Annotated in this window: 26 protein-coding genes; 15 read left to right on the top strand and 11 right to left on the bottom strand. The window is 34.4% G+C overall.

Going from position 1 to position 25,722, the window contains the following annotated elements:
* The first annotated feature begins 97 nt into the window (after positions 1 to 97).
* Positions 98 to 865 (top strand): LexA family transcriptional regulator, encoded by a 768-nt coding sequence (locus FHP04_RS00200; RefSeq protein ID WP_179951764.1) that lies wholly within the window; start codon positions 98 to 100, stop codon positions 863 to 865.
* Positions 866 to 917: 52 nt separating this feature from the next.
* On the opposite strand, the gene FHP04_RS00195 is transcribed toward FHP04_RS00200, so the two are convergent.
* The 3 genes from FHP04_RS00195 to FHP04_RS00185 all read right to left on the bottom strand — a co-directional run bounded on the left by FHP04_RS00195 (position 918) and on the right by FHP04_RS00185 (position 2,826).
* Positions 918 to 1,166: a hypothetical protein gene (locus tag FHP04_RS00195; protein ID WP_139853820.1), complete on the bottom strand. Its 249-nt coding sequence runs from the start codon at positions 1,164 to 1,166 to the stop codon at positions 918 to 920.
* A gap of 52 nt (positions 1,167 to 1,218) precedes the next feature.
* The gene (locus FHP04_RS00190; RefSeq protein WP_139853819.1) at positions 1,219 to 1,434 is read right to left on the bottom strand and encodes a hypothetical protein; all 216 of its coding nucleotides are present in this window, start codon (positions 1,432 to 1,434) and stop codon (positions 1,219 to 1,221) included.
* A 147-nt stretch (positions 1,435 to 1,581) separates the two neighbouring features.
* Complete coding sequence (locus tag FHP04_RS00185; RefSeq protein WP_139853818.1) at positions 1,582 to 2,826, bottom strand: 3-deoxy-D-manno-octulosonic acid transferase; 1,245 nt, start codon at positions 2,824 to 2,826, stop codon at positions 1,582 to 1,584.
* A gap of 137 nt (positions 2,827 to 2,963) precedes the next feature.
* Here FHP04_RS00185 and FHP04_RS00180 point away from each other — a divergent pair, with 137 nt between their 5' ends.
* The 3 genes from FHP04_RS00180 (at position 2,964) to FHP04_RS00170 (ending at position 5,535) form a co-directional block, all read left to right on the top strand.
* Positions 2,964 to 4,124 (top strand): DegT/DnrJ/EryC1/StrS family aminotransferase, encoded by a 1,161-nt coding sequence (locus FHP04_RS00180; RefSeq protein ID WP_139853817.1) that lies wholly within the window; start codon positions 2,964 to 2,966, stop codon positions 4,122 to 4,124.
* Between the two features lie 33 nt (positions 4,125 to 4,157).
* Entirely contained in the window at positions 4,158 to 5,180 is a 1,023-nt protein-coding gene (gene galE, locus FHP04_RS00175) for a UDP-glucose 4-epimerase GalE (RefSeq protein ID WP_139853816.1), read from the top strand.
* Between the two features lie 163 nt (positions 5,181 to 5,343).
* Positions 5,344 to 5,535 (top strand): hypothetical protein, encoded by a 192-nt coding sequence (locus FHP04_RS00170; RefSeq protein WP_139854400.1) that lies wholly within the window; start codon positions 5,344 to 5,346, stop codon positions 5,533 to 5,535.
* Positions 5,536 to 5,631: 96 nt separating this feature from the next.
* Here the strand turns inward: FHP04_RS00170 and FHP04_RS00165 are convergent, their stop codons facing one another.
* Positions 5,632 to 6,099, bottom strand: coding sequence for a hemerythrin domain-containing protein (locus FHP04_RS00165; protein ID WP_139853815.1), 468 nt, complete (start codon positions 6,097 to 6,099; stop codon positions 5,632 to 5,634).
* A 166-nt stretch (positions 6,100 to 6,265) separates the two neighbouring features.
* Between FHP04_RS00165 and FHP04_RS00160 the strand changes: the two genes are divergently transcribed.
* Together FHP04_RS00160 and FHP04_RS00155 are read left to right on the top strand one after the other, a co-directional pair.
* A complete protein-coding gene (locus tag FHP04_RS00160; protein ID WP_139853814.1) occupies positions 6,266 to 6,610 on the top strand; it encodes a cupin domain-containing protein in 345 nt (114 codons plus the stop codon).
* Positions 6,611 to 6,667: 57 nt separating this feature from the next.
* On the top strand, positions 6,668 to 7,993 hold the full coding sequence (locus FHP04_RS00155) for a D-serine ammonia-lyase (protein ID WP_139853813.1): 1,326 nt from the start codon (positions 6,668 to 6,670) through the stop codon (positions 7,991 to 7,993).
* Between the two features lie 111 nt (positions 7,994 to 8,104).
* On the opposite strand, the gene FHP04_RS00150 is transcribed toward FHP04_RS00155, so the two are convergent.
* The 4 genes from FHP04_RS00150 to FHP04_RS00135 form a co-directional block, all read right to left on the bottom strand.
* Entirely contained in the window at positions 8,105 to 9,148 is a 1,044-nt protein-coding gene (locus tag FHP04_RS00150; protein WP_139853812.1) for a hypothetical protein, read from the bottom strand.
* A gap of 229 nt (positions 9,149 to 9,377) precedes the next feature.
* Complete coding sequence (gene fabD / locus FHP04_RS00145; RefSeq protein WP_139853811.1) at positions 9,378 to 10,259, bottom strand: ACP S-malonyltransferase; 882 nt, start codon at positions 10,257 to 10,259, stop codon at positions 9,378 to 9,380.
* Positions 10,260 to 10,365: 106 nt separating this feature from the next.
* A complete protein-coding gene (locus FHP04_RS00140; protein WP_246051376.1) occupies positions 10,366 to 11,220 on the bottom strand; it encodes a fructosamine kinase family protein in 855 nt (284 codons plus the stop codon).
* 30 nt (positions 11,221 to 11,250) lie between these two features.
* On the bottom strand, positions 11,251 to 12,696 hold the full coding sequence (locus tag FHP04_RS00135) for a M28 family peptidase (protein WP_139853810.1): 1,446 nt from the start codon (positions 12,694 to 12,696) through the stop codon (positions 11,251 to 11,253).
* Positions 12,697 to 12,863: 167 nt separating this feature from the next.
* Between FHP04_RS00135 and FHP04_RS00130 the strand changes: the two genes are divergently transcribed.
* Positions 12,864 to 13,412 (top strand): sigma-70 family RNA polymerase sigma factor, encoded by a 549-nt coding sequence (locus FHP04_RS00130; protein ID WP_139853809.1) that lies wholly within the window; start codon positions 12,864 to 12,866, stop codon positions 13,410 to 13,412.
* A gap of 6 nt (positions 13,413 to 13,418) precedes the next feature.
* Entirely contained in the window at positions 13,419 to 13,673 is a 255-nt protein-coding gene (locus FHP04_RS00125; protein ID WP_139853808.1) for a hypothetical protein, read from the top strand.
* Here the strand turns inward: FHP04_RS00125 and FHP04_RS00120 are convergent.
* The gene (locus FHP04_RS00120) at positions 13,670 to 14,488 is read right to left on the bottom strand and encodes a UbiA prenyltransferase family protein (RefSeq protein ID WP_139853807.1); all 819 of its coding nucleotides are present in this window, start codon (positions 14,486 to 14,488) and stop codon (positions 13,670 to 13,672) included. The two genes, FHP04_RS00125 and FHP04_RS00120, sit on opposite strands and share 4 nt — an antisense overlap.
* Positions 14,489 to 14,732: 244 nt before the next feature.
* Between FHP04_RS00120 and gcvP the strand changes: the two genes are divergently transcribed.
* The 7 genes from gcvP to FHP04_RS00085 all read left to right on the top strand — a co-directional run bounded on the left by gcvP (position 14,733) and on the right by FHP04_RS00085 (position 23,104).
* On the top strand, positions 14,733 to 17,582 hold the full coding sequence (gene gcvP / locus FHP04_RS00115; protein ID WP_139853806.1) for an aminomethyl-transferring glycine dehydrogenase: 2,850 nt from the start codon (positions 14,733 to 14,735) through the stop codon (positions 17,580 to 17,582).
* Between the two features lie 115 nt (positions 17,583 to 17,697).
* Positions 17,698 to 18,756 (top strand): 3-oxoacyl-ACP synthase III family protein, encoded by a 1,059-nt coding sequence (locus tag FHP04_RS00110; protein ID WP_139853805.1) that lies wholly within the window; start codon positions 17,698 to 17,700, stop codon positions 18,754 to 18,756.
* Positions 18,757 to 18,797: 41 nt separating this feature from the next.
* Positions 18,798 to 19,319, top strand: a complete 522-nt coding sequence (locus tag FHP04_RS00105) for a methyltransferase domain-containing protein (RefSeq protein WP_139853804.1) — start codon at positions 18,798 to 18,800, stop codon at positions 19,317 to 19,319.
* Positions 19,319 to 20,173, top strand: coding sequence for a glycosyltransferase (locus FHP04_RS00100; protein ID WP_139853803.1), 855 nt, complete (start codon positions 19,319 to 19,321; stop codon positions 20,171 to 20,173). The genes FHP04_RS00105 and FHP04_RS00100 overlap by 1 nt, the downstream gene beginning before the upstream one ends.
* Before the next feature lie 102 nt (positions 20,174 to 20,275).
* Positions 20,276 to 21,379, top strand: a complete 1,104-nt coding sequence (locus tag FHP04_RS00095) for an alkaline phosphatase (protein ID WP_139853802.1) — start codon at positions 20,276 to 20,278, stop codon at positions 21,377 to 21,379.
* A 217-nt stretch (positions 21,380 to 21,596) separates the two neighbouring features.
* A complete protein-coding gene (locus FHP04_RS00090) occupies positions 21,597 to 22,337 on the top strand; it encodes an MlaE family ABC transporter permease (RefSeq protein WP_179951763.1) in 741 nt (246 codons plus the stop codon).
* Positions 22,334 to 23,104: an ABC transporter ATP-binding protein gene (locus tag FHP04_RS00085; protein WP_139853800.1), complete on the top strand. Its 771-nt coding sequence runs from the start codon at positions 22,334 to 22,336 to the stop codon at positions 23,102 to 23,104. The genes FHP04_RS00090 and FHP04_RS00085 overlap by 4 nt, the downstream gene beginning before the upstream one ends.
* Positions 23,105 to 23,117: 13 nt before the next feature.
* Here FHP04_RS00085 and FHP04_RS00080 read toward each other — a convergent pair whose 3' ends face one another.
* Together FHP04_RS00080 and FHP04_RS00075 are read right to left on the bottom strand one after the other, a co-directional pair.
* Positions 23,118 to 24,554, bottom strand: coding sequence for a DUF389 domain-containing protein (locus FHP04_RS00080; RefSeq protein WP_139853799.1), 1,437 nt, complete (start codon positions 24,552 to 24,554; stop codon positions 23,118 to 23,120).
* Complete coding sequence (locus FHP04_RS00075) at positions 24,554 to 25,675, bottom strand: mannose-1-phosphate guanylyltransferase (protein ID WP_139853798.1); 1,122 nt, start codon at positions 25,673 to 25,675, stop codon at positions 24,554 to 24,556. The genes FHP04_RS00080 and FHP04_RS00075 overlap by 1 nt, the downstream gene beginning before the upstream one ends.
* Positions 25,676 to 25,722 lie beyond the last annotated feature (47 nt).

The raw sequence follows: 25,722 nt of genomic DNA, 5'->3' as shown, positions 1-25,722 counted from the left end.
ATATTGGAATATTGCCAAAATTAAGGAAATAATCCTAGAAAGTAGGTTTAAATCCAAAATTAATTTGGATATATTCCAAAATGAAGTATATTTGTGTATGGAATCTAAACTAACCATTGAGGCACAGCGATTTAAGAAAATTCGCGAAGAACAAAGACACACCCAGCAATCGTTTGCTGAACTTTTAGATATTGGGTCTACCACCGCTGATATTGAGCGTGGTAAAACAAAAATTACTGGGAAAGTAGTAATGGAGTTAATGGCGCAATTTAATATTAATCCATTGTGGCTTTACGGCAAAAGTTATGAGAAGCACATCGATTCTTCCAGAGGAGATGTTAGTCCAAAAATTATCACTTTAGATACCGAAGGCAATGACAGTATTCTTTTAGTGAATCAAAAAGCTGCGGCTGGTTATCCTAACAACATTCAGGATACAGGTTGGTATCAAACTTTACCAGCATTTAATATTCCTTTGCCAGAATATAGAAATGCCTCATATAGAGGTTTTCAAGTAGAAGGAGATAGTATGTTGCCAAATATAAAACCTAATGAATGGGTTTTAGGTAGGGCAGTAGCAAGTATTAATGAGGCTACCGATTCTAAAATTTATATTGTTGTTTTAAGAGATTCTGTTTTAGTGAAAAAATTACAGAAAATACCTGGTAACCCTCAGTCTATTAGGCTGATTTCACTAAACGAAAGTTATTTACCTATAGAAGTAAAAGTAAGAGACATTCAAGAGCTTTGGATGGTAAATAGTAAGTTGAGCTTCGGTGTAGATGAGCCTTCAGAAAGTAGTTTGCTAAGACAATTGCAGCAATCTATGGATGAATTAAAAGGACAGATAAGCGGGTTGAAATAAAAAAGGATGCTCATTTCTGGGCATCCTTTAATTTGTATAGGCAAGATGAAAATTAGTCTCTATCCTTTACTTTAATTTTAGTATCACCGTCTTCGTCGGTTTTAATTTTCACCTTTTCGTCTTCGGTTTTCATTTTAATTTTGTCACCGTCGTCTTTTACTTTAATATCTGCGCCCTTGTCTTGCATGTCCTCAATTAAAGTTTCTTCTAAGGTTTCTTCTTTAGTTTCTTGATCTCTACAAGATGTAAGAGAAACTGTTAAAAATCCTGCAAATAAGGCAATCATTGTTAATTTTTTCATTGTTTGATTTAGTTTTAGTTAGTGATTAGTTTATGTTAAAATTACAAAGTGATTAGTCGTTTCCGATTTCATCAATTGTTTTGTCTATTTCTTCATTTACTTCCTTGTCTACTTTTTTAGCAGCTCTTTCTAAAATTCCCTCGTTGTCTGTTTTTTCAGGAGTTTCAACTTTTACTTCGCGAATTACTTCTTTAGTTTCAGTTTTAGTTTCACGACAAGAACCAAGTGCTACAGCAGATATAGCAAATAATAAAATTAATTTTTTCATATATAGATTTAATTAGATTGTTTGGACAAATCTAAGGTAATTAAAAATACACTTATGGTAATTAAATACTAAAAAATGTGAAAGAATTACTAATATAAAAGAGGATTTTTAAATAAGTACGACGTAAATCGTGAAATAAATGAGGGTTTAATTGTGGTGTTTGGCAATGTAATCCAGCACTTTATTGGTGGCTCCAGTGTTTGAGTTAACAAAGTGTCCACTAATCATTCCTGTTTTCTTTCTATAGTTTGCGTCAGAGACCAACTTTGTTAAAACATCACTAAGTTCTAGGGGATTTGAAATTGAAAATAGGCCAGCTAAATTGCGGAGTCGTATGGCTTCGGGGAACTCATTGTAATTCTTTCCAATTATAATAGGCACTCCAAAAGTTGCTGGTTCTAAAATGTTATGTAATCCCGTTCTACCCATAGCACCACCTACATAGGCTATATCTGCATAGCTGTATAACTTGGTAAGAAGACCAATGCAGTCAATAATTAATACGGAGTATTCGGCGAGATTAACATCGTCTTTCTGTGAATGAAGAATAACTTTTTGTTTGTATAGTTTTTCGGTAAACGCCTCAATTTTACTTTGTTCAATTTTATGAGGCGCAATAATAAATTTCACATTTCTTGGTGCTGAATTTATATAATCTAAAAGTACAGCTTCATCTTCTGGCCAAGTACTCCCGCAAACAATACAAAGTGAGTCTCCTTTAAATTCCTTAGCAAACTTTAGCGTATTGTTCATTTCAATTTGATGAGATACTCTATCAAATCGAGTGTCGCCACTTAAGGTTGTGTTTTTAAAACCTATGCTATTTAATAGTTTAACCGAATTTTCTTCTTGTAAGAAAAAGTGGTTGAAACTTTTTAGCGCTTTCCGCATAAATCCTCCATAAGGTTTAAAAAAGATTTGATTATCTCTGAATACCCCAGAAACAAGTAGGGTAGGGATGTTTTTCTTTTTTAATTGAAGAAGGTAGTTTGGCCAGAACTCATATTTTACAAAAATTGAAAGCGATGGATGTATAGCATCTATAAATCGCTTAGCATTTAAAGGTGTGTCCATAGGTAGATAAACAACTACATCTGCTAAAGATGTGTTTTTCTTAATCTCATAACCCGAAGGTGAAAAGAAACTAACTATGATTTTATGATCGGGTTTTGCCTTTTTCATCTCCTCCATAATCGGTACTCCCTGTTCAAACTCACCTAAGGATGCGCAGTGAAACCAAATAGTTTTATCGGAAGTCGAGATGTTTTTACCAAGAATATGCACCACATCTTTTCTGCCATCAACAAACAATTTTATTTTTTTGCTGAATAGCGCCACAATCCTCAAGGCGAAGGAGGCTAAATAAATAAGTAGGTTATAGATTATGTGCATCGCGTGTAAAAATACCAAAATTCGACATCCAAATTCTAAAATATCCTCTCAATAATCTAAATCGCCAATAACTCGTTAAGTTGAAGTTTACAAACTTCATTTTTCGTAATTTTACAAATTCAATACTATTACAAAAAATGAGAAAAATTCAAATGGTAGACCTTAAGGGTCAATATAAAAATATTAAGGAGCGTGTAGATAGTTCTATTATGAACGTAATTGAAACTACAGCTTTCGTAAATGGTCCAGAAGTTCACCAATTTCAAAAGGAGCTTGAAGATTACCTTGGGGTAAAACACGTTATTCCTTGTGCAAACGGTACCGATGCCCTTCAAATTGCTATGATGGGTCTTGGCTTAAAACCTGGTGATGAGGTTATCACTGCCGATTTTACTTTTGCCGCAACTGTAGAAGTTATTGCACTTTTACAGTTAACTCCGGTTTTAGTTGATGTGGATCCGGTTAACTTCAATATTGATATTGAAGCAATTAAAAAAGCTATTACTCCAAAAACAAAAGCTATTGTTCCTGTACATCTTTTTGGTCTAGCGGCCAATATGGATGAAATTATGGAAGTTGCTGAACAACACAATCTTTATGTAATTGAAGATAACGCCCAAGGAATTGGCGCAGATTATACTTCAAAAGATGGCACTAAGAAAAAAACTGGTACTATTGGGCACGTTGCTTCTACTTCATTTTTCCCTTCTAAGAACTTAGGATGTTATGGTGATGGTGGAGCAATTTTCACAAATGACGATGATTTGGCGCACATAATTCGCGGCATTGTAAATCACGGTATGTACGAACGTTATCACCATGATGTTGTAGGCGTTAATAGTAGATTAGATTCTATTCAAGCTGCTGTGCTTCGTGCAAAATTACCTCATTTAAATGACTACAATAAAGCTAGAAAAATCGCAGCTCAAAAGTATTCTGAAGCTTTTAAAAATCATAAGAACATCATCACACCTACTGGCTGTGGAAAGTGTTCGAATGAAGAAATAGATGGATGCAACTGTCACGTTTACCACCAATACACCTTAAAGATTGTAGATGCAGATCGCGATGCTTTAGTGAAACATTTGAATGAAAACGAAATTCCTTGCGGTGTTTATTACCCAATTCCGTTACATCTTCAAAAGGCTTACAAAGATGAGCGATATAAAGAGGAAGATTTTGAGGTTACCAATCAGTTAGTTAAAGAAGTTATTTCTTTACCAATGCATACCGAGCTTGATGATGAGCAGATAGATTATATCACAAAAACTGTCATCGAATTTATGGAGAATAATTAATAAAGAAATAGCCTGAGTTACAGGAGTAGAATTATGAAAAAAATATTAGTAACAGGAGGATTAGGATATATAGGTAGTCACACTGTAGTTGAATTACAAAAAACAGGATATCAAGTTGTAATTATAGATAACTTATCCAATTCGTCTTTAGACGTTTTGGAAGGTATTACAGATATTACTAAAACTCCACCCACTTTTGAACGTTTGGATCTTCGTGAGAAAGCGGCAGTATCCGACTTTTTTAAGCGCAATAATGATATTGATGGTATTATTCACTTTGCAGCAAGTAAAGCTGTAGGGGAAAGTGTAGATAGACCATTATTGTATTACGAAAATAATCTAAACACTCTTATTTATTTGCTTCAGGAGTGTAACACTCATCATATCAATAATTTTATTTTCAGTTCATCTTGCACTGTTTATGGTGAGCCAGATTCGTTGCCAATTACCGAAGATGCTCCTGTAAAACCTGCTACTTCACCTTATGGTAATACCAAGCAAATTGCTGAGGAGATATTAAAGGACACTTGTTCTGTTTCTTCTTTAAAAACTATTGCACTACGCTATTTCAATCCAATTGGAGCACACGAAACTGCGTTAATTGGTGAGCTACCTGCGGGAGTGCCTCAAAATTTAGTTCCGTTTATCACTCAGACTGCAGCTGGAGTTCGCGAACAACTTTCTGTATTTGGTGACGATTATCCAACTGAAGATGGTAGCTGTATTCGCGATTATATTCATGTTGTAGATTTAGCAAAAGCACACGTTATTGCTTTAGAACGCCTTCTTTCAGAAAAAAACAAATCGAATTATGAAGTTTTCAATTTAGGTACAGGAAGAGGAAGTTCTGTGCTGGAGGTAGTAAATTCGTTTGAAAAAACTACAGGGGAAAAATTGAATTACAAAATTGTAGATCGTCGCCCAGGTGATGTTATTTCTGTTTACGCCGATACTAAAAAAGCTAATGAAGAACTAGGTTGGAAGGCACAAAAAACAATGGAAGAAGCCTTAGCATCTGCCTGGAAATGGGAGCTGAAAGTACGTGAAAATTCATAAAAACGTAAGGGTTTATAAAATCGTTTATTTAAACTTAAGATAGGTTTAACGCTCATTTTTTGGAATTAGGAGCTAATATTTGTTTCTTTGCACTCGAATAGTACTCTGGACTTCTGCTTCAAAATGAATGCTTTGCGAGCTGAAGGGGGTCAAAAAAAATATGATGAAGTTAGTTTCAGTGAAACGACAAACAAAAACAGAAAAACGATTTACACAAAAAATGGGAATGTTCACAACAAGTGTGATTTACATTAAAAAAACATTTTTAAACATCCCTTTTAAAACATTACACAAATATCGCGAAACCTATTATGGTGAAATTAAAGATTGCGAAGATTGTGTTATAAGTGCTTAGAAAAATTGTGAATTCATAATTTTGAATTCAAAAGAAACGCCGAATGATTCCTTATCATTCGGCGTTTTTTATTTTAGTTGATTTAAGATATACACATCAAACCTCCCAAAACCGGTCTGTCCACTCATCATCCGAAAACTTTAATTGGGAGTGTTTTTCCTCGACTTCCTTCCACGCTTCTTGAGTAGTAATAGCTCGTATTTCTTGGTATAATATGCGTTCTTCAAAGCCTATATAAGTAGTTAGTTCCTCTTCAATTTTGTGAAAAACTGTATGGAGGCTAGACGTTTCATTAAACAATCGATTTAGTCGTCGGTGATTTGCAATAGCCCTTTTCACTCGAACATTATTATTCCCTAATATTGGAAAAATAAATTCTTGTTCAATTTCAAAATGTGGATCTAGATAAGTTTCTTTAAACCAATCGATATAACCCTTAATCCGATTACTATCAATTTTTCTTTGAAGCGCTTCTCTTATTCGTTCACAAAAAAGAATCACCTCATCGTGATCTTCAATAAGAGGTGTAAGTGATAAATATTTATTTTCGATTCCTTTATGCATTTTTTTTATCCATTCTTAAACAATTAAACAAATTTCATAAAACTGATTTCTAATAGTTATGAGGTTAATCATAAGTAGAAAACTTGTTGTTTTAATTTAGGACAATAAGGTAATTTTATTTAATTTTGAATGATTCTAAATAACGAAACTAAAAAATGTATTAATTATGAAACTAGCATCACTTATAGACAATCTAGAATACAATGAAAACAGACCAGCGATTCAGGTTTTAATAGATACCGATTCAGGGAAGGAAATCAGGATTACTTTTAAGGAAGGTCAGGTAATGAAAGAGCACAAAACGCCATTCCCAATTGTGGTGGAAATTTTTGAAGGCGCCATAGATTTTGGAGTAAATGGGACAATTCATAATTTAAAGAAAGGTGATTTAGTAGCGCTTGAAGGTGGAGTGCCACACGATTTAAAAGCACTTGAAACGAGTACTGTTAGGTTGAGCTTAAACAAAGCTGATTCAGCTACTCGTGTAGAAGGTGTAGCCAAAAATTCATAATTGCTATTCTATTTAGTTATTAAGTTATCACCGGTTTTATTATAAAAACTAGAAAAAATGTATTCATCAAATAAAATAGATTCATTTGTAGAAAAGTCGCCTATTCTCAAGGAAGTAATCGACTTAAAACCTGTGGTTTGGCTTAACGACAAAAAGAAACGCCATTCTGAAATGCCTAAATTTCCTATAAAAATGAAGGATATACAGGCTGCGGAAGAATTGTGGAAACGATTTGCTCCGTTTTTTGTTAAAGCTTTTCCAGAAACTGAAGCTACAAACGGCATTCTTGAATCTCCTTTAAAGGAAATTCAAAATATGAAAGAGCTTTTAAACCAAGAATCGCCAAAGATTGAAGGTCGTTTATTTTTGAAATGTGATAATGCCTTACCTATTGCTGGATCTATTAAGGCTAGAGGAGGTTTTTTTGAGGTGTTACACTATGCAGAAGAATTAGCCTTAAAGGCTGGAATCTTAAATAAAGTAGATAGCTATGAAGTTTTTCTTTCTGATAAATTCAAGCAATTTTTTAGCAAATATAAAATAGGCGTTGGCTCTACAGGCAACCTCGGGTTGAGTATTGGAATTATTAGTGCTAAGCTCGGTTTTCAAGTAACGGTTTATGTTTCTGCCGATGCTAAACCTTGGAAAAAAGATTTGTTGCGCTCCAAAGGAGTTCAAGTAGTAGAGTTTGCAGGAGATTTTAGTGAAGCAATTTTGGCAGGAAGACAAAAAACAAAAGCCGACCCAATGGCTTATTTTGTTGATGATGAAAATTCTAAAAAACTGTTTTTAGGCTATACAGTTGGGGCGCTTCGATTGGCGGAACAATTAGAAAAAGCTAATATTAAGGTGAACGATTCGCATCCGTTGTTTGTATATTCTCCTTGTGGTGTTGGTGGCTCTCCCGGAGGAACTGCCTTTGGGCTAAAACAAATTTTTGGCGATAATGTACATTGTTTCTTTGTAGAACCTACACATTCACCTGCGGTGTTAACAGGTTTAGTTACGGGTGAAATGAGTAATATTAGTGTACAGGATATTGGGATAGACAATAAAACTGAGGCCGATGGCTTAGCAGTAGGACGTCCTTCAAAATTTGCAACTTCGGTTAGTGAACATTTAATTAGTGGTATTTATACTCTTGAAGATCATCGTCTCTTTAGGCTATTAAGTCAATTGATGGACACTGAAAAAATATTCTTAGAGCCTTCAGCTACTGCTGGCTTATGCGGTCCGCAGATTATTTCAAAAACAGAGTATGCCGAAAATAATAATATTAATATGAACAATGCCACCCATATCATTTGGGCTACAGGTGGTGACTTAGTACCAGATTTTGAAAGAAAAGAGTTTTATAATAGAGGTAAAAGTATTACAGAGTAAAGCATAGTGTTTACTAAAAAAAGCGAGAGAAACTTTGTTTCTACTCGCTTTTAATTTGAAGGCCCCCTCAACCTTCAAAGATGTATTATGGCTAATTCTATAAAGGGTTTTTTAATCTATAAGTTCTATTCCAAAGACATAATCGTTGAAAACCTGAGTGTTTGAAATTGAATTTGCCACTAAATCAAATTCAAAATAATTGGTTTGTACAGTATTTCCGTTAGCCAAAGAAGTGAGATAGTAAGTCTTGTTGCATTCACTGTAAACTGTAGAATAAAATTCAGTATTTATATTTGTCGGAATTGAAAGTAAATCTGAATACGTTCCGTTAGTAGGATCTATTTTTACGATTTTTCTCGAATTGATATCAGGCATATCCATTATTGCTAACAGTCCAAAGCTTTTAGAATATTCTAATCCGATAAATCTCACAAAATCTGTATTTGAAAATGATGGATATAAATCAACATGAGAGCTTGTATTATTAGATACATTTACGGTTATCAAATTCGTTCCTGAAACAAAATACAATTCGTTTACACCGTTTGAAGCTGCACTCATAGATTCTACGTGAAAGAAACTGTTATTGTTAAAAGTGGTGTTTATCGCTGGAATTGTAAGTGCTGTACTTGTAGTTCCATTGCTCATATTAAATGGTTTTACAGAAAAGTGATTGTCGGTTCCAGAATTTGCGTAACCAGAGTTTGAAACTTCAATTACATAACTTTCTCCACCGACAATTATAGGTGCAGCTATATTTGATGGAGTAGTAAATTCCTGTCCTGTCCCCGTATTTGTGTTGAAAGTGAAATATTTTCCAGCTCTCGTTACAAGAATACCGTGTAGCCTACTATTATCATTATATAAGGAAGTACTTGTAGGTAATTGATAAGTGAGATTGGTATTAGTTGTTAAACTTCCCTCAAAAATAGGAGCGGAACTGTCTAGGTCGTTTATAAGAAACGAATTGTAATCTATAACAGCATTTACATTGTTGTCGAATACTGTATTTAAAGCCAGTAGATTTTTATTGTAATTGAAACATGGTGAATTGTTTGTGTCATCGTTTATAGTACTGTCGTCATCAGAAGAGCAACTAGTAAATATTAAGCAAGTTAGAACTGCAAAGCTGAAAATTGATAAAAAAGTTTTCATAGTATTGATATTTTTGATGTTATATCATTATATCAACACGGGTTATAAATTGTTACCCTTAAAAAATAAAATAAATAGAAAATTAATGGGAACTCGATATCGAGTTATAGGTGTATAGCCTTTAATATCTAGGCTAAGATTAATAATACATCTTTAGAAAAGGAATAAAAAAACGTCGGAGCAAATTGGCTTTCGACGTTTTAGATTATTTTAAATATGAAGTTTTGCTTTACATTTCTGCTTTTTCAGTTTCTGCCGAACGGTCAATTTTCTTTACCAAACCTTGTAATACATTTCCTGGTCCAACTTCAATAAATTTTGTTGCGCCATCTTTAATCATATTCTGAATGCTTTGAGTCCATTTTACTGGAGCTGTAAGTTGGAATATAAGATTTTTCTTTATTTCAGAAGGGTCTGTAACTGCGAATGTTGACACGTTTTGATAGATAGGGCAAGCTGGAGCTGTAAATTGAGTAGCTTCAATGGCAGCAGCAAGTTCTTCTCTTGCTGGCTCCATTAATGGGCTGTGGAATGCACCACCTACTGGTAAGATAAGTGCTCTACGTGCTCCTGCTTCTTTTAAACTTTCACAAGCTGTGCCTACAGCATCAATTTCACCAGATATAACTAATTGTCCTGGGCAATTGTAATTTGCAGCAACTACAATTCCTGGAGTATTTGCACAAATCTCTTCAACTAAATGATCTTCTAAACCTAAAACAGCAGCCATAGTCGAAGGTGTTTGCTCACAGGCTTTTTGCATTGCTAAAGCACGCTTGTAAACCAACTGCAATCCATCGCTAAATGCTATGGTTCTATTTGCTACTAAAGCTGAAATTTCTCCTAATGAATGTCCAGCAACCATATCAGGTTGAAATCTGTCGCCCATTACTTCTGCTAATATTGTAGAGTGTAAAAATATAGCTGGTTGTGTAACTTTTGTTTCCTTCAATTCGTCGGCAGAACCTTCAAACATAATTTTGGTAATATCAAAGCCTAAGATTTCATTGGCTTGATTAAATAATTCTTTTGCTTTCGCAGAATTATCGTAAAGGTCTTTACCCATTCCAGTGAATTGAGCACCTTGTCCAGGGAAGATATATGCTTTCATTTAATTCGTTTTTTTATTTGAGTTGCAAAAATAGGAATTAATTCCACGATTTTACTTGCTAACCATAAAGGATTGGTTTTGCGATAAGCGACACGTTTTTATTAAATCAAGAATATTTATTTATAATTGAGTTCACTTTCGGTAAATAACTACTTCCAAATAGATTAAGATGCACGAGTAAGTAGTAAAGTTGCCAAAGAGAAACCCTGTCTTCCCAACCTTTTTCTAAAGGAAAAATAGAATTGTAGTTGATGATTAATTCTTCTGAAAATCCTCCAAACAACTCCATCATTGCAATATCCATTTCCCGAGGAGCAAAAGCGACCGCAGGATCTATTAAAACAGCTTGACTTTTTTTACTGACCATATAGTTGCCACTCCACAAATCACCGTGAATTAAAGATGGTGCTTCATTTGGGATTATTTTGGAAATGGTTTTATAAAAGCTAGCTAGCTTTTTAAACTGAAATCCATTTTCTGACGCCATATTAAATTGTGGCTCTAACCGATTACTTATATAAAATTCTGAAGCAGATTTACTAAAGTTGTTTTTTTGAGGCAGACTACCAATATAGTTATCGTGGTCTAATCCAAAATCTGTTTGTGTTACCTGGTGAAGCTTTGCTAAATTATCGGCAAAAGATTCCCAAAAACCAGCATTTAGCTCTCCATTTGAGATATATTGGAGTAATAAATATGAGGTGTTTTCAATTTCCCCATTTGCTAAAACCTTAGGGATTTTAAAACTATTCGAATCTCTCAAATAGTTTAAACCTTTTGTTTCAGCAGTAAACATTTTAGGGAATTTTGTAGCATCATTCAATTTAACTACAAAATCCCCTTCTTTACATTTCAGTAGGAATACTTCATTGATATCTCCACCAAAAAGTTGCTTAACCTCAATTAGATTTAAGTTGTTTTGGGTCGCAATATTTTGAATTCTACTGATATAAATAGACAAGCTATTAAGGTGTCCTGTTGATTACGAGAATTAATTTAGAATAAACTTTTTACTCAATGTTCTACCGTTAGTAAAGTTGAATTTTACAATGTAAAAACCTTTGTCTAAGGCTGTAAGATTAACAATTCCAGATTGAGAATTTGCTTTTTCATTGATAACACTTTGTCCGCCTATATTGTAAATAGAGATATCGCCAACGTTTGTAGTTAGATTGTTTAGTCGGTAATTAAGTATGTTTTCATTTACAAATACAGCAATAGCGTTTTCTGAAAAATCATTTACCGACATTGTTTGTGGCTTGGCAGCTTCAATTAAGAATTGTAAGCCTAGTTTGGTAAATTTTGCTGAATGTTCAGGGGTGTCGAAAAAAGAATAAACATCCTCATCTGTATGTATTTTTGGATTAGACTCGCTGAATTTAGCTTCAAAAGGAAATGCTGCTTCGTAACCATTGTTTGCCCAGCTTGCGTGATCTGAACAACCGTATCCACATTCGGTAAAGTTATAGGTAAAAGCGTGGTTACCAGTTCCGTTATAATGATCCATTAAATCAACCAAAAAGTTGTTTAATGCGCTACTGTTGTACCAATCTGTAGAAATCCAAACATCTTCGTTAGAACCATTGTAGCCTGTCATATCAAACTGAACATAGGCTCCAACATTTATTCCGTTGCTTGCATATTCTGAAGCTATTTCTTCTGAACCTACAAGTCCAATTTCTTCAGCAGCATAAGCCATAACTTCAATAGTGCGATTTGGAACAAACTCCTTTGCTATAAGCACACGAATCATTTCATTTAAAGAAGAGATTCCTGAAGCATTATCATCGGCACCAGGAGCATCATTAATATCCCAAAATGAAGTTGAATCTAAATGTCCACCAATAATAACATATTCATCTGGAGTGTTGGCTCCATCAATAGTTAGAATTACAGAAGGCATTGGTGTGTTTTGATGATTGTAAATACGAGTGTGAATGTCGGTTCTGCCGGATTGTGCAATCATAGCATCCCATTTGGCTTTTAAGTCGTGAACAGATTGTTCGCCTTGAGATGTTTCGTGATGACGGGTTCCGTAAGCTTGCAATTCTAGAATATCATCTTCTATGTTTTGGTTATTAACCAGATCTAGGCATTCATTTACCAAATCGGTTTCTGTGATTGTGTATTCTAAAAATGAATTTCTGCTTTGAACTCTATTTAAAGCTTGTAGCGCCTTTTCTTTAGAAGGTCTAAAAATATATCCTGGACCGTGAACTTGAACGTTTTCGTGTATTTTGTGAGAAACTTCATCAGTAAGATAAACAGCAGATTCGTTGTTTTTTGTATCTAATATTTGAATATCATTTGGGTACAGCTGCTTAAATTTTAAAGCAGTCTCTCCACTCATTGTTGCGTAAAATGAATTGTTGTTTTGTGCAATTACCGCAGTTGCTAAAAAAAAGAATAAGATAAAGGTTGTTGTAAGGTTTTTCATTGGGAAGTTTGTAAGTTAATTTACGTAAAATTAAAACTTTTAATGAATTTAATCTCCTAATAATGAAGTTTAAATTTTTTGACGTATCTTATGGTGTTAAATAAGAACTTAACTTAAGTCTAAATTAATATCCTCCTCTATTTTGAAAAAGATAAAACAATTATATAGTGGAAGTATTAAATCCGAGTAAGTGGGTAGATAATTACGCCGATTATCTTTACAATTATACAATTGTAAGGGTGAATGATGCTGTGATTGCGCAAGATTTGATTTCAGAAACTTTCCTAGCAGGACTAAGGTCCAAACACAATTTTAAAGGTGAGGCTAGTGAACGCACATGGCTTATTTCGATTTTAAAGCGGAAAATAATTGATTATTACCGTAAAAAAAATTCGAATAAAGGGAAGGCTGAAGTTCTTGTTTCATATAAAAACGATGATATAGAAGGTAATTGGCTTGAGGAAAATGCTGCAGATTTATTTGACAGAACAGCCGAAGATAGGATGGAGAATAGTGAACTGGGACTCGCCATTATAAAGTGCTTAAATAAACTACCAACAAAACAAGGCGAAATTTTTAAAAAGAAAACAATCGAAAATCAAGATACGGATGTTCTTTGTAAAGAATACAATATTACTCCGTCTAATCTGTGGGTTATTATCCACAGAGCACGTAAGAATTTGATGGAGTGTTTAGAAAAAAACTGGTACAATTAATATTCTATGAAGTTATTTTTAAAATGTCACGAAGCAGCATATTTGTGTGACAAAAACCAATATAAGGAGATTAGTATATCCGAAAAATTAAAACTTAAACTACACCTCTTGCTTTGTAAACTTTGTAACAAATATGCGAGGAAGAATCAAAAACTTACAAATACTTTAAAAGCTGTAGAGATTAAAACTCTTAATCCCGAAAGTAAATTACAGTTAAAAGAGAAACTTCAAAAAGAGCTAGCCGATAAGCTTAATTCTTAGATTGTTTTAAGAGTGACATACATTACAAACCAGAGTATCGGTAAACCCTCAACCCAAAATGAAGAGAAATATCTCTTCTGTTCTTTTTTTGAAATAAATACAGCCCAACCTAGAATTATTGAGAATAATAGCAAACTTGTGATATAAGCAGCTTCTGATGCTTCCTTAAAAAACTCAATAAATAAACTAATTGATAAAGCAGCTAAACCTGCTTTTTTAGTGTTTTTAATACCAAGTTGTTGTGGGATAGTTTTTAAGGCTACCGCATCATATTGAATATCGCGAATTTCAAAAGGTAAAATAAGCACAACTACAATTAAAAAACGTTGTATAAAAGTAAGAATCACATCAGTTGTGATTGCTGATTCCGAAGCTATAAATGGAATAATAACCGTAATTCCTGCCCAAACAAATGCAACTACAAATATTTTTAATCCTGAAAACATTCGCAGACTCCTGTGTTGTGCAAAAGGAACTGCATATAGTACCGTTGTGACTCCAAATAATGCGATAAAGAGAATTGTTGTAAATGAAAGTTGAAACGCTAGAAAAATCCAGAGCAGCAAGCATACTGCAGAAAAAATTTGAATCGCCCGTAAAGAATTGGTAAGACTTCTGTGATGTAAACCTGCTATTGAAGCGTATTTTACAAAGTTGTAAGCCGATATTGTTCCTAGAAAAATAAAGGCTGAGGTGGTAGTTGATGGTTTTAAATTATACTCTAAAGCGGTTATGAAAAAGAAGGCTAAAACAGCTAAAGCAACGTGTATGCTGCCGTTTATATAAAACCTGAAAACACCCCTCAAAAAATTCATGATATCAAAATTAGACAAACTGTTAGTAACCTATTGATTTAGTTGAAAAAATTAATTTTTCAAATCACTAAAAAGGAATTGATTCTCGTTAAAAATCGTAATTTTGCGCCGCATTGCAAACTATTGAGTTTTAATAGTCTGCTCATATTAAAAATCTAAATGTTATTATTATATAAATCCTAAGTTTTTTTGATCGTTTTATTTGGCAATCAATAAGGCTAAGGATTAAAATTCGGCAATTTTTATGAACACAGATTCTTTTGCATTAAGACATATTGGCCCAAGGGAAAGTGACCTTCCTGAGATGCTTGAAACAGTTGGTGTAAGCTCTATGGACCAACTAATTTATGAAACCGTTCCAGACGATATTCTACTAAAAAAACCCCTCAACCTAGAAACGGCTATGAGTGAGCAGGAGTATTTAGAGCATATCACAGAATTGTCGTCTAAAAATAAATTATTTAAAACATACATTGGTTTAGGATACCACCAATCTATTCTTCCTCCTGTAATCCAACGTAATATTTTGGAAAATCCAGGATGGTATACTGCTTATACACCTTATCAAGCAGAGATTGCACAAGGTAGGCTAGAAGCATTATTAAACTTTCAAACAGTAATTAGTGACCTTACAGGAATGGAGCTTGCAAACGCTTCTCTTCTTGACGAGTCGACTGCAGCAGCAGAAGCTATGTCGCTTCTTTATAATGTACGTGAAAGAGATAAGAAAAAAATTAACGCTTCTAAATTCTTTGTTTCAGAAGATATTCTTCCACAAACACTTTCGTTATTACAAACTCGTTCAAATCCTTTAGATATTGAATTGGTTGTAGGAAATCACGAAGATTTTGATTTCGCTGATGAGTTCTTTGGAGCTATTCTTCAGTACCCAAGTAGAACAGGAAAAGTTCACAACTATAAAAACTTTATCGAAAAAGCTAACGCAAACAATATTAAGGTTGCGGTTGCTGCAGATATTTTAAGTCTTGTGATGCTTGAGTCTCCTGGACATTATGGAGTTGATGTAGTTGTTGGTACTACACAACGCTTTGGAATTCCATTAGGATATGGTGGCCCACACGCTGCTTATTTTGCTACAAAAGAAGAATACAAACGCAGTATTCCAGGACGTATAATTGGAATTACGAAAGATGCAGACGGAAACCGTGCATTGCGTATGGCGCTTCAAACTAGAGAGCAGCATATTAAACGTGACAAGGCAACTTCAAACATTTGTACTGCACAAGTATTATTAGCTGTAATGGCTGGTATGTACGCTGTTTACCATGGACCAGAAGGATTAAAGTATATTGCAAGAAAAGTACACAACAGTGCAGTTACGCTTGCAAATGCATTAGAAGAATTAGGTTTCGAGCAAGTGAACGATACCTTCTTTGATACTATAGCTATTAAAACAGATGCTACAAAAATCAAATTCTTAGCTGAAGCAAAAGAAGTAAACTTCTATTATCCAGATAGTGAAACAGTTTCTATTTCGATAAATGAAACTACAACAGTAAAAGACTTAAATAAAATACTTGCTATTTTCGCTGAAGCTGTTAAAAAAGACTTTAAAAAGTTAACTGAACTTGAAACTGGAAATAAAATTCCACAAGAAGTAGCTCGTAAAACTGAATTCCTTCAACAAGAAGTTTTCAATAAGTACCACAGTGAAACAGACATGATGCGTTACATCAAAAAATTGGAGCGCAAAGATCTTTCATTAAATCATTCAATGATTTCATTGGGTTCTTGTACTATGAAACTAAATGCTGCAGCTGAAATGTTGCCATTAAGTGATCCAATGTGGGGGAATGTACACCCATTTGTACCAGTAGAACAAGCTGAAGGGTACCAAACAGTTTTAAAGAAACTAGAAAAACAACTTACTGAAATCACAGGATTTGCTGGAACTTCACTACAACCTAATAGTGGTGCGCAAGGTGAATTTGCTGGGTTAATGGTAATTCGTGCTTATCACGAATCACGCGGAGAAGGACATAGAAATATTTGCTTGATTCCTTCTTCTGCACACGGAACAAACCCTGCAAGTGCTGTTATGGCAGGAATGAAAGTGGTGGTTACTAAAGCTACAGATGAAGGGAATATAGATGTTAACGATCTTCGTGAAAAAGCGTTAAAACACAAAGACAACCTTGCTTGTTTAATGGTTACATATCCGTCAACACACGGAGTTTACGAATCTGCAATTCGCGAAATTACTAGTATTATTCACGAAAATGGTGGGCAAGTATATATGGATGGTGCAAACATGAACGCTCAAGTAGGGTTGACCAATCCTGGTGCTATTGGAGCAGATGTTTGTCACTTAAACCTTCACAAAACTTTCGCTATTCCTCACGGAGGTGGAGGTCCTGGAGTTGGTCCTATTTGTGTAGCAGAACAATTAGTTCCGTTTTTACCAACCAACCCAGTAATTCCAATTGGAGGTGATCAGGCAATTACATCAATTTCATCGGCTCCTTACGGTAGCTCGTTGGTTTGCTTAATTAGCTATGCATACATCTGTATGTTGGGAGTAAATGGTTTGAAAAAAGCTACAGAACACGCAATATTGAATGCCAATTACATCAAAGAAAGATTAAGCGGACATTACGAAGTGCTTTATGCAGGTGAAAGAGGTCGTGCAGCTCACGAAATGATTGTGGACTGTCGTCCGTTTAAAGCAAAAGGAATTGAAGTTGTAGATATCGCTAAACGATTGATGGATTACGGATTCCACGCGCCAACAGTTTCTTTCCCTATTGCTGGTACTCTTATGATTGAGCCAACTGAAAGTGAAAGTAAAATGGCGTTAGATCAATTCTGTGAAGCTATGATTTCTATCAGGCAAGAAATTGAAAGTGCTGATAAAGATGAGCTAAACAATGTATTGAAAAATGCACCTCATACTTTACAGATGCTTACCTCAAATGAATGGGACTTCCCTTATACAAGACAAGAAGCAGCTTTCCCATTAGAGTATATTTCAGACAACAAATTCTGGCCTTCAATTAGAAGAGTAGATGATGCTTATGGAGATCGTAACTTAATTTGTACTTGCGACCCAATTGAAGCTTATATGGAAGCTTAATTAATTAAAAAGTAACGGTATTCAGTAAATAAATTCAATACTGAATACCGTTTCATTATTTAGCTATCGGGATTAACTATTTTTTTCCGTATTTTTAAAAAAAACTTTTCAAAATATGAATGTCAAAATAACAGGTATAGGCAGTTATATTCCAAGCGAAATTGCAAAGAATGAACAGTTTGGGAATCATCATTTTTACAATGAAGATGGCACCCGATTTGGTCAAAAAAATGATACAATTATTGAGAAGTTTAAGGCTATTACAGGAATAGACGAACGTCGTTATATCCCTAAAAACTTAAATACTTCTGATATAGCAACTTTTGCTGCCGAAAAGGCTATTAAAGATTCGGGGATTGATAAGGAAGATTTAGATTACATTATTGTAGCGCATAATTATGGTGATGTTAAACACGGCTCTGCGCAAAGTGATACGGTTCCAAGTATTGCAACTCGCGTAAAGCACAATCTTAAAATTCAAAAACCAACCTGCGTAGCATACGATATGCTTTTTGGTTGCCCTGGGTGGATAGAAAGTATGATTCAAGCCAATGCCTTTTTAAAATCTGGTATTGCAAAAAAATGCTTGGTGATTGGTGCTGAAGCGTTATCTAGAGTTGTTGATCCTCACGATCGCGATTCAATGATTTACAGCGATGGTGCAGGTGCTGCGGTTGTTGAAGCGACAGATGAAGAAGGCGGCATATTAAGTCATTTTAGCGCTACCTATGCGTTTGACGAGGCTCATTTCATCTATTTTGGCGAAAGCAATAATTTAGAAATTAAAGATAAGCGCCGATATATAAAAATGTATGGCCGTAAGATTTATGAATTCGCCTTAAATCGAGTGCCAGACGCTATGAAAACTTGTCTAGATAATTCTGGAATTGGAATTGATGAGGTTAAGAAAATTCTTATCCATCAAGCCAATGAAAAGATGGACGAGGCTATTATTAACCGTTTCTATAAACTCTACGACAAGCCTACTCCAGATAAAATTATGCCTATGAGTATAGGTAAGTTAGGAAATAGCAGTGTAGCTACAGTTCCAACACTTTACGATTTAGTTTTAAATGGTGAACTTGAAGGACATTCCTTAAACAAAGGAGATGTAGTTATTCTAGCAAGCGTGGGTGCAGGAATGAATATTAATGCGATAGTTTATAGGGTGTAATTAATTCAGAATTCCGAATTCTGAACTCTGAATTAAAAAATATGTACGAAGGTAAATTTCCTACTAAAAGATATAAACACACATTACGTTTTTTAAATGATGTAATTTCTAAAGAAGAGAAAATTCTTGATTTAGGGGTTGCAAACCCTTTTTCTGAAATTCTTACTAGGGAAGGTTACAACGTAACAAATACTAAGGGGCAGGATTTAGACCTGGAGACCGATGTTGTAAAAACTGATTCCTATGATGTTGTTACAGCATTCGAGATTTTTGAACACTTAGTGTCTCCTTTTAATGTTATAAAAGATATTGAAGCTAAGAAATTAGTAGCATCAATCCCGTTAAGACTATGGTTTGCTTCGGCCTATAGAAGTAAAACCGATAAATGGGATAGACATTATCACGAATTTGAAGATTGGCAATTTGATTGGCTTCTTGAAAAAGCTGGGTGGCGAATTATTAAGCGCGAAAAGTTTACAAACCCAGTAAAGAAAATAGGAATACGTCCAATACTACGTAGTTTTACACCGAGATATTATTTAGTTTACGCTGTTAGAGATTAATGGATTTTTACATCATCATACCCGCCCATAACGAAGAGGCTTATATAGGTAAGATGCTGCAATCAATCGTTGAACAAACAATTCTTCCAAAAAAAGTTGTTGTTGTAAATGATGCTTCAACTGACGACACTCAAAAGATTGTCGATCAATTTTCAAAACAGTATCCCTTTATCCAAAGTGTTTTTCACAATTCAGAAGCACTTCACGAGCCTGGAAGTAAAGTAGTAAATGCATTTTACAAAGGCTTAGAATCGCTGGATTCAGATTTTGAACTAATTGGAAAATTTGATGCCGACTTAATACTTCCTAAAGATTATTTTCAAAAAACCATTCAATTTTTCAAGGCTGATAATAACGTAGGTTTAGCTGGAGGGAATCTCTATATTGAAAACGATGGGGAATGGAAGTTTGAAGCTATTTCAGAGAAAACTAAAGTTCGCGGACCTATAAAACTGTATCGTAAAAAGTGTTTTGAAGATATAGGCGGACTTAAAAAATCTATTGGTTGGGATTCTGTAGATGGTTTATTGGCAGAATATCACGGGTGGACTATAAAAACTGATACTTCCTTAAAAGTAAAGCACTTAAAACCAACGGGAAAAGTTTATACAGAAGCTTCAAAATATAGACAAGGTGAAGCTTTTTATAAAATGCGTTATGGGTTTTGGCTAACGTTTATCGCTTCAGCAAAACTAGCTTCCAAAAAAAATAGCTTTTCATTTCTCATAAATACAATAAAAGGTTTTTACAAAGCGAAAAGGGAAAACCTAGAGTATATGGTTTCAGAAAAAGAAGGAAAGTTTATCCGAGATTTGCGCTGGAAAAATATTTTTAGGAAAATAGGAGTTCGTTAATTCAATGAGCGGGAGAATAGTGTAGAATACCTTATTTAACAACAAACTCTTAACACATCATAACCTTATTAATTCCTATTTTTACCGGAAAAATTAAATAATATGAAGATTAAGTTTTCTCTCCTTACAATTTTATTGTCAGTTTCAATTATTTCAACTTCTTGTGTTTCTGTTAATGTGAAAGATAACACCGTTTCACATGTGCCTCAAGAATCGAAAAAACCTAAAAATATTATCCTGTTAATAGGTGATGGTATGGGCTTGAGTCAGGTTTCAGCAGCTATATATTATAAAAATGCGAAGCCAAACTTTGAGCGTTTTAATACTATAGGTTTGAGTAAAACTTCTTCTTCAAACGAGTTGATTACCGATTCTGCTGCAGGTGCAACAGTTTTTTCTACAGGGGTTAAAACCTACAATGGAGCTATTGGAGTAGATAAAGACACCATTCCAGTTCCAACTATTGTAGAACATCTTGTAAAAAGAGGATACGGCACCGGACTTGTTGCAACTTCATCTATACAACACGCGACGCCTGCTTCTTTTTACGCACACGTAAAAAGCAGAAGTATGTATGAGGAAATTACTGAATTTGCTCCAAAAAGTGGAGTTAACTTTTTTGCAGGTGGTGGTCTAAAATTTTTCAACAAAAGAAAGGACGGTAAAGATTTATTGGCGTCTATGAAGGACAATGGATATGAGGTGATAACAGATAAATTACCAAAATCTCCAAGTGATAAAAATGAATTGATTTTACTTGCTGAAGACGGAATGCCAAAAATGAGTGAGGGTAGGGGGGATTTCCTTCCGAATGCAACAAAATTAGCGATGGAGAAATTGTCTAAAAACGAAAATGGATTTTTCCTAATGGTTGAAGGTAGCCAGATTGATTGGGGCGGACATAATAATGAAGGTGACTACTTAATTGAAGAGCTTTTAGACTTTGATAAAGCTATAGGTGTTGCTTTAGATTTTGCTGCTAAAAACGGTGAAACTTTGGTAATCGTTACTGCAGACCATGAAACCGGAGGCTTTACTTTAGCTTCTAAAGATGGAGATTATAATAAAATAAACCCAGTGTTTTCAACTACGGGACACTCTGGGACTATGGTGCCTGTTTTTGCTAAAGGACCTGGAGCAGAATTGTTTAATGGGATTTATGAAAACAATGAGATTTACTTTAAAATGATGGAACTTTTAAAGTAATTGTTTCTTCGAATATTGATTTTTATTTTAATGACTGTTATTTAAGCTTAATAATTGCATTAAGCTTAAATAACAAGTTATAAAAGGTCTGGGAGGTTAGATACTATGTTTTGAATTTAATTTAAATTGTAAAAAGCATCTTACCAATGAATTCTTAACGCACTTTTATAAATTACACTAATGTAAATTTAGTACTTTAGCCATAACTATAGATTTTATGAAGTATTTACATGATATTGGTTCTTATTTTTTGATGCTTAAAAAAGTGTTCGCTAGCTTCACTAAAACATCAGTATTGAAACATATGATCTTTAAGGATATAAACGACCTTATTATAAGTTCTTTGGGTATCGTTGCTTTTATATCTTTTTTCGTGGGAGGTGTTGTGTCTATTCAAACAGCATTAAACATGGACAACCCAATTGTTCCAGATAGTTTAATTGGATTTGCAACTCGACAATCTGTTATTTTGGAGTTTGCTCCAACTTTTATCTCAATTATTATGGCGGGTAAAGTTGGATCTTTTATTACTTCCAGTATTGGCTCTATGCGAGTTACAGAGCAGATTGATGCTTTGGAAGTTATGGGAATAAACTCCCTTAACTACTTGGTATTTCCTAAAATTGTCGCTCTAATGTTTTATCCTTTTGTGATAGTGCTTTCAATGTTTTTAGGAGTTTTTGGAGGTTGGGTAGCAGCGGTATATGGTGGTTTTAGTAGTTCTGCCGATTTTATTGCTGGAGTTCAAGAAGATTTTATACCCTATCAACTATTTTACGCCTTCTTTAAAACATTCATATTTGCCTTTATATTAGCTACTGTACCTTCTTGGCAAGGTTACTATATGAAAGGTGGCTCACTTGAAGTAGGTAAAGCAAGTACAAATTCCTTTGTGTGGACTAGTGTGCTTATAATTGCCGCAAACTATATAATAACCCAACTCCTTTTAAGCGCATGATAAAAATTGAAGATGTACATAAAAGATTTGGTGAAGAAGAAATTCTAAAAGGGATTACCACTGTATTCGAAAAAGGGAAAACCAACCTTATTATCGGGCAGAGTGGTAGTGGTAAATCCGTTATGCTTAAATGTCTTATTGGATTATTTAAGCCAGAACAAGGTAAAATCTATTACGGAGACGAGGCTATTCAAGATATGGACGACGAAAGGCAACGAAAGCTTCGAGAGGAAATGGGGATGCTTTTTCAAGGTGGAGCATTATTTGATTCGATGAATATTGAAGAAAATGTAATGTTTCCGTTGCGAATGTTTACAAAGATGAAAAAGCCAGAAATGCTGGCTCGAGTAAATGAAGTTTTAAAACGTGTAAACCTCGAAGGGGTTAATAAAAAATATACTGCCGAAATTTCTGGTGGAATGCAAAAACGTGTTTCTATTGCTCGTGCAATTGTAAACAAGCCGAAGTATTTATTCTGTGATGAACCTAACTCTGGACTAGACCCAAAAACAGCTACCTTAATCGATACGTTAATTCAGGAGATTACTCATGAATACGATATTACAACTATCGTGGTAACTCACGATATGAATTCAGTTATGGAAATTGGTGAGAAGGTAATGTTGCTTAAAAATGGCAAATTAGTTTGGCAAGGGACAAACCAAGAAATATTCAAAACTGATAATGAAGATGTTACCAGTTTTGTGTATTCATCAGATCTATTTAAGAAAATACGCGATGTTCAGTTAAAGGAAAATAAAGCTTAATCAGTCTATAACCCTATCTGTATTCTGATACATCCAGCGTATCCAATTTCATTTTAAACTTAATCCAAGCTTCAATTTTCTTTAATTCTGCTTGGCGTTGTCTAGCTGGTACATTTTTCTTCCAACGTATGTTTATAACAGGCAGTGTATCTGTTTTTTTAAAGTCGGTTGTAATTTTGTTTGAATAGCTAAATGTTTCAACGTTTTCGTAGTTTATCTTAAGCTCTTTACTCACTTCATCAAAAGGAATACTCTTAACTTTTAACATGGTGATTTGATCCTCTAAAAAGCGAATTCTTTCATCCTTATTTTGGATAATCTGTTCGTTTTTTACGTAAAGATCTTCTAAAATACCTGCTTTAATTTCCCCGGAAAGCCTTGCTGCCATTTCTCCACTTTGATCAGTTCCTTGGTAAATTCGCAAGCGAGCTGTTTCTAGCTTGTCAGTGTTTTCTAACTCGGTTAACCATTCATTTATTTTAGATTGTGGCACTGGGCGACCAATAAAATAAACGTCTATATCTTTTGTCTTGTAATCTTGAGTGAATTTAACTACTTCGGCTCCGTCGTATTTTACAGTTTTGTTTACAAACTCTTTAGCTCTGTTTTCAAAAACTTGTTGGTCTAATAGTTTTATAAATAACCATACACTAGGAACCATTACCGCAATAGCAATTAAAGATGCAATTTGTGAAATTCGCTTACGTCTTTTACTGTTTGCATACCTTACTAATGGAAACCTTAATATTTTTGAAACTATAAATGTGGATAGCGCAATAAATACTGCATTAATGCTAAATAAGTATAAAGCACCACCGGCATATGAAGCATTTCCAATTGCTAATCCATAACCCACAGTACACAAGGGTGGCATTAAGGCGGTGGCAATTGCAACCCCAAATATAACGCTAGCTATTGTCCCGCTTTTTGTTTTAGCAACTATAAGTCCCAATCCACCAAAAATGGCAATCAGCACGTCCAAAATTGTAGGATATGTTCTTGCAATAAGCTCAGGTGTTTCTTCGGTAAGAGGAGATAACTTAAAGTAAAGAAACGCTGTAAGCACACTTAAAAATACCATTACCCCTAAGTTTATAAGCGAACGTCTAAGGGTTTCTACATCGTTAATAGCTACAGACAGTCCAATACCTACAATTGGTCCCATAAGTGGAGAAATAAGCATGGCTCCAATTACAACAGCAGTACTACTTACGTTAAGGCCAATAGATGCAACGAATATGGAGAAAATAAGAATCCAAGCAGTATGCCCTTTAAAGGAAATGTCTTTTTTTACTGCATCAATGGTAGCGTCTCGGTCGGTGTCTGCGCGAATGTCGAAAAGTTCTTTTAAGAACTGTTTGATGCTTTGCCAAGTATTGAGTTTTACTTGCTCAAACTCCTCGTCATTAGGAGTAACCTTTATTTCATTATTGTTATTTGAATTCTCCATTATAAATATTTTTTACCAAACTTATTGGAAACGTCTTTTAAAAGTTCTTTTATCTCTTGTTCCTTATCCTTTGGAAATACAAGTAAAACATCTTCTTTATCCACTACAATATAATCTTCAATTCCGTCTAAAACAACAAGTTTTTTTGACGATGTAAATATCATATTGTTTTTCGAGTTTTCTATGAGAGTGTCAGCATTTACAACAGAATTGTTGAAATTATCTTTCTCTAACTTGTCGTGAAGCGCTCCCCAAGTACCCAAATCGTTCCAATCGAAAGTAGCTTTTTTTACGTAAACATTATCAGCTTTTTCTAAAATTCCGTAATCAATAGATATGTTTTCTGCCGCTGAATAGTTTTCTTCAATAAAAGTCTTTTCTTTATCTGTGTTTAAAAACTCATTTCCTTTTGAAAATAAGGTGTGCATCTCACCTAAATATTGCTCAAATGAACTCACTATGCTTTTGGCACTCCAAATAAAAATACCAGCATTCCAATTAAAATTCCCAGCGGCTATAAATTTCTTGGCGGTTTCATAATCTGGTTTTTCTCGAAACTGTTTTACTTTAGTGATGTTTTTAGTTGCTACTTTTTGGCTATCAAGTTCTTCAGCTTCATTTAACTCAGTTTCTGTAGTGCTTTCTATATAGCCAAATCCAGTGTTAGGGAAAGTAGGTTTAATTCCTAAAGTGAGTAAAATATCCTCTTTTTCAGCGGCGTCAAAACATTCTTGAACGTCTTTTGAAAAAGCAAGTTCATCCTCTATCCAGTGATCGCTTGGTGCTACCAACATTAGTGCATTCGGGTTTTCTTTCTTTATTTTTAAAGCGGAAAGCAAAATGCAAGGTGCGGTATTTCGCATAGCAGGTTCTAATACCATCTGCTTTTCTGAAATCTTGGGTAGTTGCTCAAGTGTAATCTCCAAATACCTTTCGTTGGTAAGTATATAGATGTTTTCCGAAGGTATAATTTTGTTAAGCCTCGAAAACGTTTTCTGCAGTAAGGTTTCTCCAGAACCCAACATATCGTGGAATTGCTTTGGAAATTCTTGTGTGCTTACTGGCCAAAATCTTGAGCCAATTCCACCCGCCATTATTACTGCATAATAGTTTTTATTCATAGTTAATGTTTTGATTCAAGACACTAAAAAATTAGAGAACAAGATCT

It is taken from the genome of Aequorivita sinensis (assembly GCF_006346335.1).
GTDB lineage: Bacteria > Bacteroidota > Bacteroidia > Flavobacteriales > Flavobacteriaceae > Aequorivita > Aequorivita sinensis.
The sequence above is the reverse complement of the archived record's forward strand: the minus strand, read 5'-3'. Positions and strand labels throughout refer to the sequence as shown.

Excerpts from the sequence above, each read along its gene's own strand:
- galE (WP_139853816.1), top strand. The coding sequence starts at position 4,158 with ATGAAAAAAATATTAGTAACAGGAGGATTAGGATATATAGGTAGTCAC.
- FHP04_RS00095 (WP_139853802.1), top strand. The coding sequence starts at position 20,276 with ATGAAGATTAAGTTTTCTCTCCTTACAATTTTATTGTCAGTTTCAATT.
- FHP04_RS00105 (WP_139853804.1), top strand. The coding sequence starts at position 18,798 with ATGTACGAAGGTAAATTTCCTACTAAAAGATATAAACACACATTACGT.
- FHP04_RS00195 (WP_139853820.1), bottom strand. The coding sequence starts at position 1,166 with ATGAAAAAATTAACAATGATTGCCTTATTTGCAGGATTTTTAACAGTT.
- FHP04_RS00080 (WP_139853799.1), bottom strand. The coding sequence starts at position 24,554 with ATGGAGAATTCAAATAACAATAATGAAATAAAGGTTACTCCTAATGAC.
- FHP04_RS00075 (WP_139853798.1), bottom strand. The coding sequence starts at position 25,675 with ATGAATAAAAACTATTATGCAGTAATAATGGCGGGTGGAATTGGCTCA.
- FHP04_RS00165 (WP_139853815.1), bottom strand. The coding sequence starts at position 6,099 with ATGCATAAAGGAATCGAAAATAAATATTTATCACTTACACCTCTTATT.
- FHP04_RS00125 (WP_139853808.1), top strand. The coding sequence starts at position 13,419 with ATGAAGTTATTTTTAAAATGTCACGAAGCAGCATATTTGTGTGACAAA.
- FHP04_RS00190 (WP_139853819.1), bottom strand. The coding sequence starts at position 1,434 with ATGAAAAAATTAATTTTATTATTTGCTATATCTGCTGTAGCACTTGGT.
- FHP04_RS00110 (WP_139853805.1), top strand. The coding sequence starts at position 17,698 with ATGAATGTCAAAATAACAGGTATAGGCAGTTATATTCCAAGCGAAATT.
- FHP04_RS00090 (WP_179951763.1), top strand. The coding sequence starts at position 21,597 with ATGAAGTATTTACATGATATTGGTTCTTATTTTTTGATGCTTAAAAAA.
- FHP04_RS00155 (WP_139853813.1), top strand. The coding sequence starts at position 6,668 with ATGTATTCATCAAATAAAATAGATTCATTTGTAGAAAAGTCGCCTATT.
- FHP04_RS00120 (WP_139853807.1), bottom strand. The coding sequence starts at position 14,488 with ATGAATTTTTTGAGGGGTGTTTTCAGGTTTTATATAAACGGCAGCATA.
- FHP04_RS00200 (WP_179951764.1), top strand. The coding sequence starts at position 98 with ATGGAATCTAAACTAACCATTGAGGCACAGCGATTTAAGAAAATTCGC.
- FHP04_RS00160 (WP_139853814.1), top strand. The coding sequence starts at position 6,266 with ATGAAACTAGCATCACTTATAGACAATCTAGAATACAATGAAAACAGA.
- FHP04_RS00100 (WP_139853803.1), top strand. The coding sequence starts at position 19,319 with ATGGATTTTTACATCATCATACCCGCCCATAACGAAGAGGCTTATATA.
- FHP04_RS00150 (WP_139853812.1), bottom strand. The coding sequence starts at position 9,148 with ATGAAAACTTTTTTATCAATTTTCAGCTTTGCAGTTCTAACTTGCTTA.
- FHP04_RS00085 (WP_139853800.1), top strand. The coding sequence starts at position 22,334 with ATGATAAAAATTGAAGATGTACATAAAAGATTTGGTGAAGAAGAAATT.
- FHP04_RS00170 (WP_139854400.1), top strand. The coding sequence starts at position 5,344 with ATGAAGTTAGTTTCAGTGAAACGACAAACAAAAACAGAAAAACGATTT.
- FHP04_RS00180 (WP_139853817.1), top strand. The coding sequence starts at position 2,964 with ATGAGAAAAATTCAAATGGTAGACCTTAAGGGTCAATATAAAAATATT.
- FHP04_RS00135 (WP_139853810.1), bottom strand. The coding sequence starts at position 12,696 with ATGAAAAACCTTACAACAACCTTTATCTTATTCTTTTTTTTAGCAACT.
- fabD (WP_139853811.1), bottom strand. The coding sequence starts at position 10,259 with ATGAAAGCATATATCTTCCCTGGACAAGGTGCTCAATTCACTGGAATG.
- gcvP (WP_139853806.1), top strand. The coding sequence starts at position 14,733 with ATGAACACAGATTCTTTTGCATTAAGACATATTGGCCCAAGGGAAAGT.
- FHP04_RS00185 (WP_139853818.1), bottom strand. The coding sequence starts at position 2,826 with ATGCACATAATCTATAACCTACTTATTTATTTAGCCTCCTTCGCCTTG.